Raw genomic sequence first — 17751 nt, 5'->3', positions numbered from 1 at the left:
ATGTATTTTTTAGGGCCGTTACTCACATGGTTAGAAGAGGTTTCTGCAGGTAGAATCTTAAATTTTCATTTAGTAGCGCTATCACTATTTAGCTTGGATAAAACGCTTTTGTATATGATTGCTTTATTGGTTATCCAGGCAGGAATCATTTTCTATAAACGGATGAAGAACGCAGATTATTCGATTGACTGGCTTAGAGAAGTCATTAAATTCACCTTTGCAACCTACATGATATTGTTGGTACATTTAACAGTATTACGTTATGATTGGCAATGGTGGCAGGCGACTTTTAATTTTGAACGGTCCCTGAGTGAATTAAATTGGGTACCACTTGTGGATACTATTAAGTTAAGAAATGGGTCTACATTTTCATATTGGTATAACTTCTTTGGAAATGTTGTTTGGTTTTTTCCCTTTGGTATGATGTTCCCTTATATTTTTCGGATGAAAGGGGCTTTCTTCATCACTTTATTTTGGGGATTATTATTTAGCGTATCAATTGAAACCATGCAATTTTATTTAGAAACAGGGGTTAGTCATATAGATGATGTCATTTTTAATGGCGCAGGGGTCATCATTGGCTATCTCATATATGATATTTTGAAATTAAGCAACAGATACATTAAAGGGAGAAAAATAAATGGTTAAAAAGAACGCACAATTACCAAAAAAGACATTACGTAAGTGGGCAACAACCCAAGTGGAAAAAGGACAAATCCTTTTAACTGAAAAAGATTTCGTAAACCCACCATCATTTACTGAAGGTGAATTGGTTGAAATCATTGGTATCGACCATGCATTCTTAGGATATGGCTACTTAGCCAAACAACATAAAGGTATCGGTTGGATTTTAACAAGAGATCAAAATGCGGATACAGGATTATTAGCTGATCTTGATTTTGTACAAGAAAAATTACAAGCAGCTAAAAATCAGCGTCAAACTTTGTTAATCGATGATATGACAACTGCCTTCCGTATTTTTAATGGTGAAGGGGATGGTATCGGTGGTTTCACAATTGATTGGTATGCAGGTTATGCCTTGATTCAATGGTATTCTGAAGGTATTTACCGTTATAAAGCCATTATTTTGGAAGCATTAAACAATGTATATCCTGAATTAAAAGGTATTGTTGGGAAAAACCGCTTCAACTTAGATGGTACGGGCACGAATAAGCAATCAGAAGTTTTAGCTGGTGATATTCCAGAAACATTAACTGTGCAAGAAAATGGGGTAAACTACATCGTACGACTTGATGATGGTTGGATGACAGGAATTTTCTTAGATCAACGAAATGTTCGTAATTATATTCAAACAGAAATTGCACCAGGTAAATCATTGTTAAACCTATTCTCATATACAGGTGCTTTTTCTGTGGCTGCAGCACTAGGTGGCGCAGCTGAAACCATGAGTGTTGATGTGGCAAAACGAAGCCTGCAACTGACAGCAGAACAGTTCCAGGCCAATGGGTTAGAGATTGGTGACCAACATAAAGTACGGGTTATGGATGTATTTAACTATTTAGATTATGCCAAAACACATGATTTACGCTTTGACATCGTGGTACTGGACCCACCGTCATTCTCACGTACGAAGAAACATACTTTTCAAGCCAATAAAGATTACCGGAAATTAGTTGCTTCAGCGTTAGCTATCCTAAATAAGGGTGGTTACTTAGTGAGTTCAACAAATGCCGCAAACATGACAAAAGAAGACTTTATTAAACAAATCGCTGAAGGTTCTGATGATGCTAACGTAGATATCATGCCAGTAGCTGACTTTGGTTTACCAGTAGATTTCCCGGCACCAAAAGGAAATCCAGAAAGTGATTACTTAAAAGTAGAGATCTTCCAAAAATTATAAATTTAGTAATATAAGTAGATAGTAGAGGGTTTATGGTAGTCATATCATATGCCCTCTTTCTATAACGAATAGTGAATAGATCATGCTTTTATTTTCTTGACTGAGTAAGCTATGATTAAACGTGACAAAGAGAAAAGATGCATAAATTTGGGTAAATTAAAAGGAAAGTATGGTGTTGTGTAATGGCCTATATTCATTTAAAGGATGTTGTAAAACAATATGGGACAGGGAATACGGCGATTTTAGCCAATGACCATGTGAATTTAGAAATTGAAGAAGGCGAATTTGTGGTGATTTTGGGACCATCTGGAGCCGGAAAATCAACCTTATTAAACATTTTAGGTGGTATGGATGCAGTAACTTCAGGTGAGGTGTTAGTAGCAGGAAAAAATATTGCTGCATACAATGAAGAAGGCTTAACAGACTATCGGCGTGATGAGGTGGGATTTATTTTCCAAAATTATAACTTAATTCCTAATTTAACGGCCATTGAAAATGTGGAAGTATCAGAAGAAATTTCAGATAATTCACTTGCAGCTAAGGAGGCCTTACAAGGGGTAGGGTTATACCATCGTAAAGACAATTTCCCATCACAATTATCAGGCGGAGAGCAACAACGCGTATCTATCGCTCGGGCAATTGCCAAAAACCCCAAGTTACTCCTTTGTGATGAACCAACTGGTGCCTTAGATTATGAAACCGGGAAAAAGGTTTTAGGCTTTCTACAAGACTTAACCAATGAACAGGGGACAACAGTTGTTGTCATTACCCATAACCAAGCGATTGCACCGATGGCTGACCGTGTCATCAAAATCAATGACGGAGCTGTTTCATCGCAAACATTAAATGCGCAACCAGTGCCAATTCAAGATATTGAATGGTAGGAGGTAGTGGATGAAAAATAAAAAAATATGGTTGGATGGTTTTCGTGAGATTAAACATACGCTTGGACGATTTTTAGCGCTTCTATTGATTATTGCACTAGGCACAGGGTTCTTTGTGGGCATTCGAGTTGCTGCGCCTGATATGATTGCAATTGCTGATAAGTACTTTAACCAAACCAACTTAGAAGATATGTCTATTCAATCCACAATGGGTTTGAATGAAGATGACCTAGCTTTATTAGAGGATGTTCAAGATATTGAATATATACCATATGCCTATGTTGATCGGCAAATAGCAGTCAGTGACGACTTGGTACGTTTCTATCCAAATTTCAATGATATGACGGATATCAACCAATTTGATGTACAAGAGGGACGACTACCGAAAGCAAACGATGAGATAGCGATTGACCTACAATTGGTAAAAGGTAATCCGGATGCCTATCAGATTGGCCAAGAAGTAACAATGACTGATTTAGGTGTGGATAGTGATCAAGAAACAGACGAGTTACCACAATTATCAGGAGACCAGTTCACAATTGTTGGTTACGTCAATACGCCGCTTCAAATCTCCAATATTAGTCGTGGCGCTTCTGCGATCGGAGATGGGCAATTAAACGGTTTTGCAGTTGTAGCGCCTAATGCCATTACAGGTGATACTTACACCAATATCGCTATTGATGCGACTGCAGTTGATGACTTAGAAGCGTATTCAGATGAATATGACCAAGTCATTGCAGATAAACAAGCTGAAATAGAGGATATTTTTGTTGACCGGCCAAGGGAAATTTATCAAGAAAAAGTAACAGAAGCTGAATCAGAAATTGCCTCTGGACAAGAAGAAATTGCTTCCGCTAGGTCAGCATTAACTTCTGGTGAAAATGAATTAAAGCAAGCACAATCAGAAATTGATGCAGGTCAAGATGACTTGGACCAACAACAAAGTCTAGTTGAAGCGCAATTACCAGAAGGCGTATCCTTAGAACAAGCGGGTATGTCTAGTGTGGCCGCTCAGTTAGAAGCTGGCCAATCCAGTCTAGATGCTGCCCAAAGTGAACTTAACCAAGCTAGAAGTGACTATGAAAGTGAAAGCCAAGCAGCAGAAACGTCTCTATCTAGCGCTGAATCTCATATCTCTGATGCTGAATCAACAGTAGCCGATTTGAGTGAGCCTACTTATTCAATCAATGACCGTTCTAGCGTGTCAGGATATACAGCTTGGGAGAATAATGCAGACAACATGGCAACAATTGGCCAAGCATTTCCTATTATTTTCTTCCTGATTGCAGCCCTCTAGTATCCTTCACCAATATGCAAAGAATGGTGACCGAGCAACGCGTACAAATCGGTACATATAAAGCTTTAGGTTATAGTTCACGTACAATTCAAACTAAATATCTTATGTATGCAGGTTCAGCGGCTATTTTAGGGATGGTTATTGGGATTGCTATTGGTAACTACTTGTTCCCTAATATTATCGTATCAGCCTTTGCCGAGACGGTCGCCTTACCGGGCATTATTTATACATGGCAATTTGTAGATATTTCGTTTGCAGTAGGTATATCCTTATTCACAACTGTTGTACCGGCTTGGTTAACAACTAGGACTACCCTAAATGAGAAAACGGCGCGACTATTACAACCAGCAACAGGTAAGAATGGTCAGCATATTTTTCTTGAAAGATTTAAAGGCTTCTGGTCCCGTTTAAGCTTCCAAAGCAAAATTACTTGGCGGAATATCTTCCTCTATAAGGGGCGTAATTTAATGACGATTATTGGTGTCGCTGGCTGTGCCATGTTGATTGTGACTGGATTTGGTTTATCTGACTCTATTTCTGGTTTACCAGATGAACAATTCAACCAGGTGAAAATGTATGATGGTAGCATCTCATTAAATATGGATGCTAACCAAGAAGACCGGGACCAAGTGATAAGTGACTTAACCGATAATGATAACGTTGAAGATGTCTTACCTTTAACCCAAAATATCTTGATGACAGATGATGAAACAATTACCCAACAAATCGTGAGTGTCATGGCATTCAAATCTGACAGTCATTACCGTGATTATTTCCAAATGCAAGAGCTAGATACAGAAAATCAACTGTCTCTTTCAGAAGATGGTATCCTAATTACCGCTAAATTAGCCTCCTTACTTGGCGTACAAGCAGGGGACACTGTGACATTAATTGATACCAATAATGATCCTTATACATTTTCTGTAAAAGGGGTCATCACCAACTATCTAGGTCATGAAATATACATGACAGACACTTACTATCAAACAGTATTTAGTGAAGAAAGTGAAAACAATACAGCGCTGGTCCAATTTGAGAATAATCTATCCACAACAGACCAAACGCAAATCATGGATCAAGTAAAAGACGAAACCGGTGTGATTGGCACTAGCTTGAATGCAAGTCAAATTAGTGATTTTAAAGATACCTTGTCAGCACTTGACTTAGTGACAGTCGTCTTAGTCATTTCTGCAGGAGGATTAGCATTTATTGTCCTATATTCATTAACGAATATTAATGTATCTGAGCGAATGCATGAGCTGGCGACGATTAAAGTACTGGGCTTTAGGTCGGTTGAAGTGAGTATGTATGTCTACCGAGAAACCTTAATCTTAACCGTGATTGGGATTATTATTGGGGACATTTTAGGATATAATCTCCTAAGCTACATTTTAAATACGGTAGCCATTGACCAAGTATTCTTCCCGATAGTCATCTTACGGCAATCTTACCTATATGCAAGTTTAATTACTTTAGCTTTTTCAATTGTGGTGATGATCTTTATGCACTACAAACTGAAGAAAGTAGAAATGGTTTCAGCCTTAAAAGAAGAGGATTAATCTATACAACTTTGGCGGTGTGGCATTTTGGTCACACCGTTATTTTTTCTTTGATATGTAGATTAACTTGAGGGTAGGTGTAGCAATCGCTTGATGAATTATATGAAGAGATAGGGGTATTAATGAAATCGTCCGTTCAAGTAATACGTTTTCAATAAGAAAATGATAGGAAAAGCTTTCTTGGCAATATTTGACAGGTCTTAATAAAGATTATAAAATGGGTGGGACTGATAGCTGTATTTAGATATTTGGGAGATAATAATGTTGATGAATAGGGTAGCAATTGTTGTTGAACCAGTGACAAAAGACCAGTCTGGCGAAATTCGCGTTTTAGTGGATCAAATGGTCTATAAGGCAAAAAGTGCAATTCCTGATGGCGAATTCGTTCAAAATGAATTGGTTAAGATTTGCCGCATTGAAGACGACATCGCATACTGTCAGCGTGGTATGCTAGATAATCAGTATGATCAAGATATTAATGTTTCTTTAGGTAGTTAAACTTTTTAATATGATTTTATATGAAGCAGTTTTCCGTTATAGGAGACCTGCTTCTTTTTTTAGGCGAAATATCAAACCTTGTTAATGAATGTCAGTGAAATACTAGTTGAAGAGGTATCGAATGAAGTTGTAGCAGGAGGTGATGACCCATATAAAAAATGAAAGATGGCTCTCTCTATTAAACGAGAAACTGCCATCTTTTTTGCTATGTATGATTTAAAAATGTAATAGTCATTTAATGTTATGCTAAACCTAAGATATTGATTAATAAAGGGATAGTGGCAACTGAAGCTAAGGTTGATAAGAAGACATAATTAGTTGAGAATGTAATGTCTCCTTTGTATAGTAAGGCATATGAAGTGGCAACTGCTGGACCGGGTGTTGAAATCGTCACAATCAAGGTAGAAAGAATCAATTCATTACTGATAAAATGACGGAATATCAGAAAAATAATTATTGGTAAAGCAATCATTTTAATGGCCATTAACAAGTATACACGACCATCCGTAAAAGCATGTTGGATATTGGAATGGGCAATTGCCATCCCAATAACCATCATGGCTAAAGGTGTTGTTGCAGCGCCGACCATAGCCATCGTTTCTTCAAGGATAGATGGCAACTGCCAACCCATTAGGAAGAAGATTAAAGCAGCTAATCCTGCTAAAAATCCTGGTGAAAGGAAAAGTTTTTTCGCTAATTGACCTGGATTTAAATCAGTATCATTACCGCGGCTCATCGCCCAAACCCCAAAGCTATAGATAAAAAGATTCGTAGGGATATTCACTAAAGATGCATAGAACATAGCGCCAGGCCCGTATAATGCGAGAATTAAAGGAAGCCCCATGAAACCGTTATTTTGAAAAACAGTAAGAAACTGGACAGTGCCAATCATGCTTTTGGGTGCCTTTAATAGTTTGGGAACAAAGAAAGACGAAACAATAAAAATAAACCAAGTGGTAAAAGCGATAATGAGAAAGTTGATAGCATCGCCTTTTGTACCTAAATCACCGGATGAGTTGATAGTAGATAAGATTAAAGCGGGTGCTGTAACTACAGTAATCATTTGCGCCATGTCACTTTGAATGTGGTCACTGAATATTTGTTGTCGTTCAGCAACAAATCCAATAAACATAATCATCACCAAAATCATCATTTGAATGATAGATGTCATAACTTCACTCCTCCATTTGTATTCACCTAAGTATAGCAAAGCTTTTATACATGTTTTCTAAATAGCATCGAAAATATATAAATGAGTAAAAAGAAGCAAAAAAAGGATTGATAAAAGCGGTTACAGTCAATTTAGGGGGTATTTTTGATAGATTTAAAATTAAATGATAAAATGATTAAAATAAAGCTTTATTATTAGAATTTAATTTGGTATATTATAATCAACTCAGAAAAACGAAAGGAGCGAGGTACCATGAATAAAGAACAATCAATGGCTGTTTGGGCCTCAAGCCCCATTCGTATTTCTTATACAACGTTATTACCTTTATTAGCTTAGTTAGGGTTCTACAATAAGATGTAGGGTCCTTTTTCTCATGAAATATGGGCCTAGCTAATTAGCCAGTGGCTCGTGTTTCACGAAGTACTGGCTTTTTTATTTGGTTCAATTTAGGCTAATCAAAATGGTTATTAACGAAAATATAGAGATATTTTTTGAGGGTGGGCATGTCTTTTTTCTGATGAATGGTTAAAGGATATCTAAAAAATCAATCGTTAAAAAAATTAGTGGATATACTAGGAGGTATTTTAATGAATATTAAAGGTATGAAACGTTTCTCGGTGATGTTGCTTTCCACAATAGTCATTGCGGGTTGTGGAAATTTAACACAAACATCTAGCTCAAATTCTATTACCAGTTCAGATACGATTAAAATCGGTGGGAACTTTGAACTTACGGGTTCAGCAGCGGGTTACGGTAATGATATTAATAACGGAGCTAAGCTGGCTGTTGAAGAGATCAATGAAGCAGGTGGTATCGACGGGAAACAAATTGAATATGTTGAAGCAGATAATAAATCGGATGCCAACGAATCTGCATCTGCTGCTGCACGTTTGATTGATGAAGAAGGTGTATCAGCTATTGTTGGGCCTTCGTTAACAGCTAACTATCAAGCACAAATTAATGCGGCAACACAAGCGCAAGTGCCTTTCATCGGACCAGCGGTAACCAGTGATGGTGCAACTTTAGATGCAAACGGTGAAGCATATGCATATGGATTCTCAGTAGCCTTTCTAAACTCTTTCCAAGGAGGGGCGATTGCACGTTTTTCAAATGATCAAGGTTATGAAACTGCAGCCGTTATGCAAGATAACTCTTCAGACTATGGACAAATTTTGTCAGACGAGTTTAAAGCAGCTTTTGAGGGGGATGTAGTAGCAACTGAATCTTACGTAGCAGGGGATACGGACTTCTCTTCTATCTTGACGAATATTAAATCTTCAAATCCAGATGTAATCTTCATCGCAGGTTACTATACTGAAGCAGGAACAATTATTAAACAAGCCCGTGAAATGGGTATCGAAGCGGCAATTGTTGGACCAGATGGTTTAGCATCAGAAGAGTTGAGCTCATTGGCTGGCGAAGAGAATATGAATGATATTTACTTTGTTTCTCACTTTGCTTCTGATGAAGATGCCTCACTAGCTTCAAAAGAATTCTCAGCAGCCTTCCAATCTGCTTATGGTAAAGCACCTGATGAGTTTGCTGCTTTAGGTTATGATGCAGTTTACCTATATGCAAATGCAGTAGAAGAAGCTGAGTCTGAAGATAACCAAGCGATTGCTGAAGCTTTAGCCAATACTACCGATTTCCAAGGGGTAACAGGTGCGATTACAATGAAAGATGATCATACGCCAAATAAAACAGCTTACATCCAAGAAATTCAACATAACGAAGTAGTTGGCTCAACAGCGGTAGCGCCAGAATAATTTTTAGTACTTTTGCTTTGTTAAAAAGATTATACGAATTTTCTAGCATTTTTTTAATAAAGACCTTGTAACTGTTATAAAACTCTGATATATTAATAGCAACTCATTAAGAACAAATTAGAAAGGCGGTGAAGCAAGATGAAAACAACTGTAAAACAATCCTATAATGTGAATAGTCTTGTTTCACTAACTTATGCCAACATTATTATTATTATTAACTAGGGAGGATTCTACAAATATGTAGGGTCCTATTTCTCGTTGAAGAGGGCCTTGGTTAGAACGACGGTCCTTTAGGGGCTGTCGTTTTTTTTTATAGAAAATAATAATTGAGCACTAGCGTTTAAATGTGAGTCAAAAACGAAATAAAAAATATCGTTCTGGGGAGGACATATAGATGAAATTTAAAAAAATAGCTTTAACTTTACTTTCGGCTGTCACTTTAGCAGCATGTGGTGCAGCAACATCTACTAACAATTCAGGAGCATCAACGACTGGAGATAACGAAACTTTCAATGTTGGTGGTAACTTCGGTTTATCAGGTGCATTTTCTGCTTATGGTACGGCGATTAATGATGGTGCAGCATTAGCCTTTAAAGAGATTAATGAAAATGGTGGTGTATTAGGTAAAGAAGTTAACTACATTTCTGTAGACAACAAGTCAGATGCGACAGAATCTACTACACAAACTGCTCGCTTGATTGATGAAGAGAATATCTCTGTTTTAGTTGGTTCAGATACAACAGGATCGACTGAAGCCCAAATTCAAACAGCGACAGCTTCTAGTGTGCCAGTTGTTGCACCAGCAGCTACAGGTGATTCATTAACAATGGACAGTTCTGGTAATGTATTAGAATATGTATTCCGTGTGCCTTTCCAAGATGCTTTCCAAGGTGCTGTATTAGCAGAATTTGCTAACCAAGAAGGTTATGAAACAGCAGCAATTATCCAAGATAACTCATCTGACTATGGTCAAAATTTAGCAGCAGAGTTCGATGATATTTTTGATGGCGAAATTGTGGGTACAGAATCATATGTATCAGGGGATACAGACTTTAATTCCATTTTAAATAATGTAGCTTCCAAAAAACCTGATGTAATCTTTATTGCTGGTTACTATACTGAAGGTGGTTCTATTGTAAAACAAGCTCGTGAAAAGGGGATTGAATCAGCAATTCTAGCACCAGACGGTTTCGGAGCAGAAGAATTTGTTGAATTAGCGGGTGCTGGTAACGTAAATAACTTCTACTACACAGCACACTATACAACTGGTGAAGGTGCAACAGACAAAACAACAGAATTCGTCCAAGCATTTAAAGAAGAATATGGTTCAACACCTAATATGTTTGATGCTTTAGGATACGATGCAGCATACTTAGTAGCAGACGCAGCAGAACGTGCTGGTGAAGATGATCGTCAAGCAATTACAGATGCCTTAGCAGAAACAACTGATTTTGAAGGTGTAACAGGTACATTCTCAATTGATGAAGACCACAACCCAGTAAAAACTGCTTATATCATTGAAATGGAAAATGGGGAAGAAGTAGCCACTTCAGCAGTAACCCCAGATAGCTTGGCGAACTAAGGTGTTTTTGTCACATTGACGCTTTTTAAAATTAAAATAAAATTAAAATTAAATTGCTTTTTATAGAGAACCATCTTATACTAATGTTAGTCTTATCTTTATTGTTCCAAATATAAAATTTGGAGGAATGAATGATGAAAATGAAAAAGATGCTTTTAACAATGGGTTCTTTAATGATGCTAGCGGCCTGTGGTTCAGTGACGCAAACATCTAATCAAGCAAGTTCAACTAGCGAAAGTACTGAAGATACTATCAAGATTGGTGGGAACTGGGACTTATCTGGTGCTGGTGCAGCCTATGGTGGCCCAGCGAATGAAGGGGTTAAGTTAGCTTTTAAATTAGCGAATGAAGCTGGTGGCATAAACGGTCAATCAATCGAATATGTAGAAGGTGATAACCGTACTGATCCCAATGAGTCTGCCAATACGGCAACCCGCCTAATTGATGAAGAGAATGTAAAAATGATTATCGGGCCAGCAACAACAGGTGCATTTGAAGCACAAATTCCAACTGGAACCAATGCTCAAATCCCAATGATTGCGCCAGCTGCAACGGGTGACACACTTACAGTTGATAGTTCTGGTAATACATTAGATTATGTTTTCCGTGTAGCTTTCCAAGATGCTTTCCAAGGTTCAGCACTTGCGAGTTTTGCTAATGGTGAAGGTTATGAAACTGCTGCAATTATCCAAGATAATTCAACTGATTACGGACAGCACTTATCTGCTACGTTTGAAGAAGAGTTTCAAGGTAATATTGTAGCAAACGAGTCATATATTGCAGGTGATTCTGACTTCAATTCAATCCTCAATAATATTGCTTCTAACGATCCGGACGTTATCTTTATAGCTGGTTACTATTCAGAAGGTGGGCCAATCGTTAAACAAGCGCGTGAAAAGGGAATGGATGCAGTTATTTTGGCACCAGATGGTTTTGGTAGCCAAGAGTTTATTGATTTAGCTGGTGCAGAAAATGTGACCGACTTCTATTACACTTCCCACTATACAACAGGGGAGGGTGCAACAGATGTAACGGCGACATTCATAGAAGCCTATGAAGCTGAATATAGTAAAACACCAGATATGTTTGCTGCTCTAGGTTTTGATGCTGCTAATTTAGCAATCGATGCGATTGAACGTGCAGGATCAAGCGATCCAGCAGCAGTAACAGCTGCAATTGCAGAAACTGACGAATTTTCGGGTGCAACCGGAACATTCTCATTTGATGACCAACATAATCCAATCAAGACCGCTTATATTCTAGAAATGCAAGATGGTGAAGTTGTAGGTACAACTACAATCTCTCCTGAAGACATTGTGAGTGAATAAGTAGTCTGACCATTTAATAAAAACAAATTTGGGAAGTTCTAGATAAAATGCAAACTTTGTACACGTTTGTCTTTTGAAAGCTAGGACTTCCCTTATTTTATGGATGAAAATGAGGATACAAAGCGTTAATAGTGCCAAAAATATGATGAACTCAAAACTTAATTAGAAAATTATTAAAAAATATTGCATAAAATTTGGCATATTCTTATAATGAAACCAGTCTTAAACTTATGGCATTTGCGGTAACTTGGTCTATTTTCTATTTATAGGGAGGCGCATTTAATCTTATAAGATTAAATGTGACATGATCAATTAAATGATGTAGCCATAATGATAAACAAACATCAAATATATTGGATTATATTTGTAGTGAGTGAGCTCACGTGTATTTAGAAAAAGGAAAAGGAAGTGAAATAAATGGAGATGTTTTTGCAACAGCTTGTAAACGGACTCTCTTTGGGTAGTATTTATGCCCTTATGGCTTTAGGTTATACAATGGTATACGGCATTATCGGCTTGATTAACTTCGCGCATGGTGATGTTTATATGGTTGGGGCCTTTTTTGGATTTTGGTTAATTACGGGATTAGGGATGAATATCATTCCTGCACTTATTTTAACCATGATTTTTACAGCAATTTTAGGGGTAATTATTGAGCGAGTGGCATACAAACCTTTACGTAAATCCACACGTATTGCAGCCTTAATTACAGCAATTGGGGTATCTTACCTATTACAAAACTTTATGATTTACTTTGTGGGACCAGAAGTTCGTGCATTCCCCACATCATTACCAAATTTATCATTGGATTTAGGTTTATTCACGATTTCCACCCAACAAGTGGTGATTTTCATTGTAACAATTATTTTGATGATTGCCTTACAATATATTGTTCGTCAAACAAAAATGGGTCAAGGTATGCGCGCAGTATCGGTAGATGCTGATGCAGCACGTTTAATGGGGATTTCCGTAGATAATATCATTTCCTTTACTTTCGCTATTGGCTCAGCATTAGCTGGTGCTGGTGGGGTATTAGTAGGTATTTACTATAACTCTATTTCGCCAACTATGGGACTAACACCAGGTATTAAAGCGTTCGTAGCCGCAGTATTAGGGGGGATTGGTTCAATTCCTGGAGCCATGCTAGGTGGTATTTTTATCGGAGTTGTTGAATCAATGGTTTCAATGATCGGTTTATCAACCTGGCGAGATGCAGCTGTTTACCTAATTTTAATTATTGTTCTAGTCTTTAAACCTAGCGGATTGTTAGGTAAAGGCACACAAGAGAAAGTATAGGAGGATTATGATGAAAAAAGAATCATGGGCAAAGAACTTCTTTACTAAATCTACAATAACATGGATTTGTATGATTTTAGGATTATTCTTCATAATCATGGCAACCTATTTAATGGGATTAGTAACGTCGTTCTATCAAAATATTATGATCACAATTGGCATTAATATGATTTTGGCTGTCGGCTTAAACTTGGTAGTTGGTTATGCGGGTCAATTCTCGCTTGGGCATGCTGGATTTATGGCGATTGGGGCATACGTAGGTGCTATCCTTTCAATGCGTATTCCAGGGCCTATTGGCTTCTATGCAGGTATGGCAGCTGGAGCTGTTTTAGCGGCAGTTGTTGCTTTGATTGTAGGTGTGCCAACGCTACGCTTGAAAGGTGACTATCTAGCTATCGCTACGCTAGGGGCTTCAGAAATTATCCGTATTATCATTCAAAACTTAGAAATTACCAACGGCGCAGCAGGTATTTCAGGTATTCCAATGAACGTTACTTGGATTACTTTATTTATCATTATCGTTTTAACAACATTATTAATTGTAAACTTTATTCATTCTAGTCCAGGACGTGCAACAATTGCTGTTCGGGAAAATGAAATTGCTGCTGAATCTGTTGGGGTAAAAACAACTAAATATAAAATTATTGCTTTCGTAATTGGTGCTATTACTGCATCAATCGCTGGTACTTTATATGCTGGTTACTTCTCAGTAATCAATCCATCACAATTTACTTTCCAACGTTCAATCGATGTTTTAATTATCGTTGTATTCGGGGGTATCGGTTCAGTGACAGGTTCATTTGTTGCGGCAATCGCCTTGGGTCTACTAAACTCAGTACTAGCGCCTTTAGGTCAATTGCGTATGGTTGTATATGGTATTGCGATTATTGCCATAATGGTATTTAAACCATCTGGATTGATGGGGGATTTTGAATTACAATTTAGCAAATTATTGAACCGTAAGAAGAAAACATCAGATAAAAAGGAGGCGTAACCATGTCATTATTAACGATCAAAGATTTAAATAAAAATTTTGGCGGGTTAGCCGCTGTATCAAATGTAAATATCGAATTAGAAAAGAATGAATTAGTTGGTTTAATCGGCCCTAATGGTGCAGGTAAAACGACTTTATTTAACTTATTAACTGGTGTTTATGCGCCGAGTTCAGGGGAAGTAAAATTATCAACTAACGAAGGTGAAGTTGTATTAAATGGTAAAGAGCCAAGTGAAATCAACCGTTATGGTTTAGCTAGAACCTTCCAAAATATCCGCTTATTTGGTAGTTTGACTGTTTTAGATAATGTGTTAGTTGCCTTACACACAAAACACGGGGCTAGTTTCTGGTCAAGTGTATTACGTACGCCAGGTTATTATAAGAATCGTGAAGAACTGAGAGAACGCGCGATTGAATTGCTAAGCATTTTTAATCTACAAGATTTACAATATGAAAAAGCGAAAAACTTACCATATGGGCAACAACGTCGGCTAGAAATCGTCCGTGCTTTGGCTACTGAGCCAAAAATCTTATTTTTAGACGAACCTGCAGCTGGTATGAACCCTAATGAAACAGCAAACTTAACAGAGTTAATTCGTCAAATTCAAAAGGATTTCGATATTACAGTTGTGCTTATTGAGCATGATATGTCCCTTGTTATGAATGTATGTGAGCGTATCTATGTATTAGAATACGGCAAATTAATCGCCCATGGTACACCTAGCGAAATCCAAAGTAATCCGGCTGTTATTAAAGCATACTTAGGAGGCGAGTAAAATATGACAATGTTACAGGTAAAAGATTTGAAAGTCTCATACGGTATGATTGAAGCGATTAAAGGCATTAACTTTGAAGTAAATCAAGGTGAGATTGTGTCCTTGATTGGCTCAAATGGTGCAGGTAAATCCACAACTCTACGGACAATTTCAGGAATTAAACCAGCTAAAAGTGGTCAAATTCTTTACGAAGGACAAGATATCCTAAAATCCAACGCAATGAAGATTGTACAGGCAGGTATATCTCAAGTACCTGAAGGGCGTCACGTATTTAAAGGGATGTCAGTTAAGGAGAACCTTTTAATGGGCGCTTACACGCGTAAAGACCGTGATGGGTTAAAAGAAGATATGGAAAAGTCATTTGAATACTTCCCAATCATTAAAGAGCGTTTAAACCAAGACGCAGCGACTTTATCAGGTGGGGAACAACAAATGGTTGCCATGGCAAGAGCTTTAATGGCTAAGCCAAAATTATTATTGTTAGATGAGCCATCAATGGGATTAGCGCCACTATTCATCCAACAAATCTTTAATATTATTGAAGAAATCAATGCAGCTGGTACAACAGTGCTACTGATTGAACAAAATGCCAAGCAAGCGTTAAGCATTTCTGACCGTGCTTACGTGATGGAAACTGGTAAGATTTTATTATCAGGAACTGGTCAAGAATTATTAACTTCTGAGAAAGTACAAGAAGCTTATCTTGGTGGGGCATTGGGATAGATTATATATTCTTAATATAAGCGTTGAGTAATCGTAATGGTTTACTCAACGCTTTTTATGTATAATGCAAGGAAAATGGCCCAATTATGGTCCAAAATAAGAGTTTTGCAAGGGAGGTGACAATATTTTGGCAAAGAAAAAGAAGCAAAGAAAGCGCAGATTAACTGGTTGGCAAGGTTGGTTCAAAGGATGGCGACGGACATTTAGAAAGGCCTTCAAAAAAATAAAACCTAAAAAAACACGATATATCTCAAAGAAAAGACGGGCACAACGTCGTAAAGAAATATGGTTAGGCACAATTGCAATTCTTGGTTTAATGCTCTTTTTCCTTCTACAAGACCAACAAGGGGTACCTTCATCAAGCGAGACGTCTAGCTCAGAGATAGATATTGTGTATACAGACCAGGAATTTGTGGATTTAATTGGCCAGTATGCCGTCACTGAATATCCAAATTCTCACGTATTGCCAAGTATTGTGACCGCTCAAGCAATATTGGAATCTAATTTTGGTAAAAGTCAATTATCTAGCAATTATTTTAATTTATTTGGGCGTAAATCGTATAATCCAAACGATCCAAGTGTAGATCTACCCACCAAAGAATTTGTGAATGGGCAATATATAACTGTGGATGAACCGTTTCGGGTTTATCAGTCTTGGGAAGAGTCAGTGGCTGATCATGGACGGTTACTTGCAAATGGTACGTCTTGGAATGACACACACTATGATAGCGTCTTGAATGCAAGTTCCTATCAAGAGGCAGCCTATGCCTTACAAGAAGCAGGATATGCTACAGACCCTAATTATGCGGAATCTTTAATCGATGTGATAGAAAGATACGAACTAACTCGATTTGACGACCAAGTCCAATAGCTTTAGTGGAAGAAAATTCATTTGCATTGGTTACTGTTCAAGTGTATTATAAAAGATGAACAATATTTCGGTATATTGTACTTTTTATAGGGGGTAGAACTGTGGCAAAGAGTAAGAGCTATAAGGACATTGCGTATCAGTACCTAAAAGAACAAATCGATAGTAATTTGCTATTACCAGACACGCACTTAAAAGAAGTGGAGATTGCAGAAACGTTAGGCATGAGTCGTACGCCGGTTCGAAAAGCCATGGCACAACTTGCTGAGGAAAATTATGTTCGTATTGAACAATATAAAGGGGCAGTAGTGGCGAAAAATGCACTAAACGCACGAGCGATTGTAGAACGTCTACAATTTATTGAATTGTTAACGATGAATCTCTTCCAGCAAATGCAGAATAAAGATGTCCAAGTAGAAATTGAGCGCGTTGAAGAACTGAAACAAAAAATTTCTGAATCACTTGCAGCATATGACTTGGAAACTTACTTTGATACTGAATTCAAAATGTTTACCTACTTGGTATCCTTTTATCCGAACTCATACTTCAGACAGGTTACCTTGAATACAATTCAACCCCTGCATGAATTGTACATAAAAGAAGCGAAGGAAGATCACTCAACCTTCAAACGTGAAGCAAATGATTTGAAAGAAATCTATCCAACGATGTTGGAAGCTTTAGCACATAAGGATTATGCGATGGCGCGTAAGCAAGCTCGGATTTGGATAAACCAATTAATTCTTTATCAAATCAACAAATAATGAAGACAGACGAATCTTAAAGGGTTCGTCTTTTCTTATGACATCAGCCACTACATTAGTCTTCCGGTTTATGAGCGAGTTGGTGCTTTAGCACTTATTCGCTTAAATGCGTTAGCAGTTGTTGAGCTAAGCGGTCTCGCTCGCACCTTGTTAGTCGAGCTCTCCAGAACAGTCAGGGCTCCGCTTCAGATATAGGGTACGTGATGTGCCATCACTTCTCCTATATCTTCCATCGTCTCCTGCCTTAACGCTCTGTATCACATCCTGTTTAATCGGGTTCGCTCGACCAGCTCAAGTCCACTTCAGACTAACTTGTAGCTGATTGCATCAGCCACTACATTAGTCTTCCAGTGTTGTTGAGCTAAGCGGTCTCGCTCGCACCTTGTT

At 37.7% G+C, this 17751-nt stretch carries 16 protein-coding genes; 15 read left to right on the top strand and 1 reads right to left on the bottom strand.

Features of this window, described 5'->3' with window-relative positions:
* From HMPREF3116_RS08145 to HMPREF3116_RS08125, 6 genes are all read left to right on the top strand, one after another.
* Positions 1-648: a VanZ family protein gene (locus tag HMPREF3116_RS08145; RefSeq protein ID WP_070469092.1), complete on the top strand. Its 648-nt coding sequence runs from the start codon at positions 1-3 to the stop codon at positions 646-648.
* Positions 641-1861: a class I SAM-dependent rRNA methyltransferase gene (locus HMPREF3116_RS08140; protein WP_070469090.1), complete on the top strand. Its 1221-nt coding sequence runs from the start codon at positions 641-643 to the stop codon at positions 1859-1861. The genes HMPREF3116_RS08145 and HMPREF3116_RS08140 overlap by 8 nt, the downstream gene beginning before the upstream one ends.
* 182 nt (positions 1862-2043) lie before the next feature.
* The gene (locus HMPREF3116_RS08135; RefSeq protein WP_070469088.1) at positions 2044-2745 is read left to right on the top strand and encodes an ABC transporter ATP-binding protein; all 702 of its coding nucleotides are present in this window, start codon (positions 2044-2046) and stop codon (positions 2743-2745) included.
* Positions 2746-2755: 10 nt separating this feature from the next.
* Positions 2756-4042: an HlyD family secretion protein gene (locus HMPREF3116_RS09250; RefSeq protein WP_246819081.1), complete on the top strand. Its 1287-nt coding sequence runs from the start codon at positions 2756-2758 to the stop codon at positions 4040-4042.
* Between the two features lie 14 nt (positions 4043-4056).
* Entirely contained in the window at positions 4057-5601 is a 1545-nt protein-coding gene (locus tag HMPREF3116_RS09245) for an ABC transporter permease (protein WP_246819080.1), read from the top strand.
* Positions 5602-5862: 261 nt separating this feature from the next.
* Positions 5863-6099: a hypothetical protein gene (locus HMPREF3116_RS08125; RefSeq protein ID WP_070469086.1), complete on the top strand. Its 237-nt coding sequence runs from the start codon at positions 5863-5865 to the stop codon at positions 6097-6099.
* 241 nt (positions 6100-6340) lie between these two features.
* On the opposite strand, the gene HMPREF3116_RS08120 is transcribed toward HMPREF3116_RS08125, so the two are convergent.
* Positions 6341-7270: an AEC family transporter gene (locus tag HMPREF3116_RS08120; RefSeq protein WP_070469083.1), complete on the bottom strand. Its 930-nt coding sequence runs from the start codon at positions 7268-7270 to the stop codon at positions 6341-6343.
* 587 nt (positions 7271-7857) lie between these two features.
* On the opposite strand from HMPREF3116_RS08120, the gene HMPREF3116_RS08115 reads away from it, so the two are divergent.
* The 9 genes from HMPREF3116_RS08115 to HMPREF3116_RS08075 all read left to right on the top strand — a co-directional run bounded on the left by HMPREF3116_RS08115 (position 7858) and on the right by HMPREF3116_RS08075 (position 17364).
* A complete protein-coding gene (locus HMPREF3116_RS08115) occupies positions 7858-9036 on the top strand; it encodes an ABC transporter substrate-binding protein (protein WP_070469081.1) in 1179 nt (392 codons plus the stop codon).
* 394 nt (positions 9037-9430) lie between these two features.
* Positions 9431-10618 (top strand): ABC transporter substrate-binding protein, encoded by a 1188-nt coding sequence (locus tag HMPREF3116_RS08110; RefSeq protein WP_070469079.1) that lies wholly within the window; start codon positions 9431-9433, stop codon positions 10616-10618.
* Positions 10619-10752: 134 nt separating this feature from the next.
* On the top strand, positions 10753-11946 hold the full coding sequence (locus tag HMPREF3116_RS08105) for an ABC transporter substrate-binding protein (RefSeq protein ID WP_083272820.1): 1194 nt from the start codon (positions 10753-10755) through the stop codon (positions 11944-11946).
* A 417-nt stretch (positions 11947-12363) separates the two neighbouring features.
* Positions 12364-13242 (top strand): branched-chain amino acid ABC transporter permease, encoded by an 879-nt coding sequence (locus tag HMPREF3116_RS08100; RefSeq protein ID WP_070469075.1) that lies wholly within the window; start codon positions 12364-12366, stop codon positions 13240-13242.
* 7 nt (positions 13243-13249) lie between these two features.
* Positions 13250-14236, top strand: a complete 987-nt coding sequence (locus HMPREF3116_RS08095; protein ID WP_070469074.1) for a branched-chain amino acid ABC transporter permease — start codon at positions 13250-13252, stop codon at positions 14234-14236.
* 2 nt (positions 14237-14238) lie between these two features.
* Positions 14239-15012: an ABC transporter ATP-binding protein gene (locus HMPREF3116_RS08090; protein WP_070469072.1), complete on the top strand. Its 774-nt coding sequence runs from the start codon at positions 14239-14241 to the stop codon at positions 15010-15012.
* A gap of 9 nt (positions 15013-15021) precedes the next feature.
* The gene (locus tag HMPREF3116_RS08085) at positions 15022-15735 is read left to right on the top strand and encodes an ABC transporter ATP-binding protein (RefSeq protein ID WP_210382499.1); all 714 of its coding nucleotides are present in this window, start codon (positions 15022-15024) and stop codon (positions 15733-15735) included.
* Between the two features lie 127 nt (positions 15736-15862).
* Entirely contained in the window at positions 15863-16606 is a 744-nt protein-coding gene (locus HMPREF3116_RS08080) for a glycoside hydrolase family 73 protein (protein WP_083272819.1), read from the top strand.
* 101 nt (positions 16607-16707) lie between these two features.
* Entirely contained in the window at positions 16708-17364 is a 657-nt protein-coding gene (locus tag HMPREF3116_RS08075) for a GntR family transcriptional regulator (protein WP_070469067.1), read from the top strand.
* Positions 17365-17751: the final 387 nt, after the last annotated feature.

It is taken from the genome of Aerococcus sp. HMSC10H05, assembly GCF_001806975.1.
Lineage (GTDB): Bacteria > Bacillota > Bacilli > Lactobacillales > Aerococcaceae > Aerococcus > Aerococcus viridans_B.
This window is presented reverse-complemented; position numbering and strand designations above follow the sequence as displayed.

Excerpts from the sequence above, each read along its gene's own strand:
- HMPREF3116_RS09245 (WP_246819080.1), top strand. The coding sequence starts at position 4,057 with ATGCAAAGAATGGTGACCGAGCAACGCGTACAAATCGGTACATATAAA.
- HMPREF3116_RS08125 (WP_070469086.1), top strand. The coding sequence starts at position 5,863 with ATGTTGATGAATAGGGTAGCAATTGTTGTTGAACCAGTGACAAAAGAC.
- HMPREF3116_RS08110 (WP_070469079.1), top strand. The coding sequence starts at position 9,431 with ATGAAATTTAAAAAAATAGCTTTAACTTTACTTTCGGCTGTCACTTTA.
- HMPREF3116_RS08145 (WP_070469092.1), top strand. The coding sequence starts at position 1 with ATGTATTTTTTAGGGCCGTTACTCACATGGTTAGAAGAGGTTTCTGCA.
- HMPREF3116_RS08120 (WP_070469083.1), bottom strand. The coding sequence starts at position 7,270 with ATGACATCTATCATTCAAATGATGATTTTGGTGATGATTATGTTTATT.
- HMPREF3116_RS08090 (WP_070469072.1), top strand. The coding sequence starts at position 14,239 with ATGTCATTATTAACGATCAAAGATTTAAATAAAAATTTTGGCGGGTTA.
- HMPREF3116_RS08140 (WP_070469090.1), top strand. The coding sequence starts at position 641 with ATGGTTAAAAAGAACGCACAATTACCAAAAAAGACATTACGTAAGTGG.
- HMPREF3116_RS08105 (WP_083272820.1), top strand. The coding sequence starts at position 10,753 with ATGAAAATGAAAAAGATGCTTTTAACAATGGGTTCTTTAATGATGCTA.
- HMPREF3116_RS09250 (WP_246819081.1), top strand. The coding sequence starts at position 2,756 with ATGAAAAATAAAAAAATATGGTTGGATGGTTTTCGTGAGATTAAACAT.
- HMPREF3116_RS08135 (WP_070469088.1), top strand. The coding sequence starts at position 2,044 with ATGGCCTATATTCATTTAAAGGATGTTGTAAAACAATATGGGACAGGG.
- HMPREF3116_RS08095 (WP_070469074.1), top strand. The coding sequence starts at position 13,250 with ATGATGAAAAAAGAATCATGGGCAAAGAACTTCTTTACTAAATCTACA.
- HMPREF3116_RS08085 (WP_210382499.1), top strand. The coding sequence starts at position 15,022 with ATGTTACAGGTAAAAGATTTGAAAGTCTCATACGGTATGATTGAAGCG.
- HMPREF3116_RS08100 (WP_070469075.1), top strand. The coding sequence starts at position 12,364 with ATGGAGATGTTTTTGCAACAGCTTGTAAACGGACTCTCTTTGGGTAGT.
- HMPREF3116_RS08115 (WP_070469081.1), top strand. The coding sequence starts at position 7,858 with ATGAATATTAAAGGTATGAAACGTTTCTCGGTGATGTTGCTTTCCACA.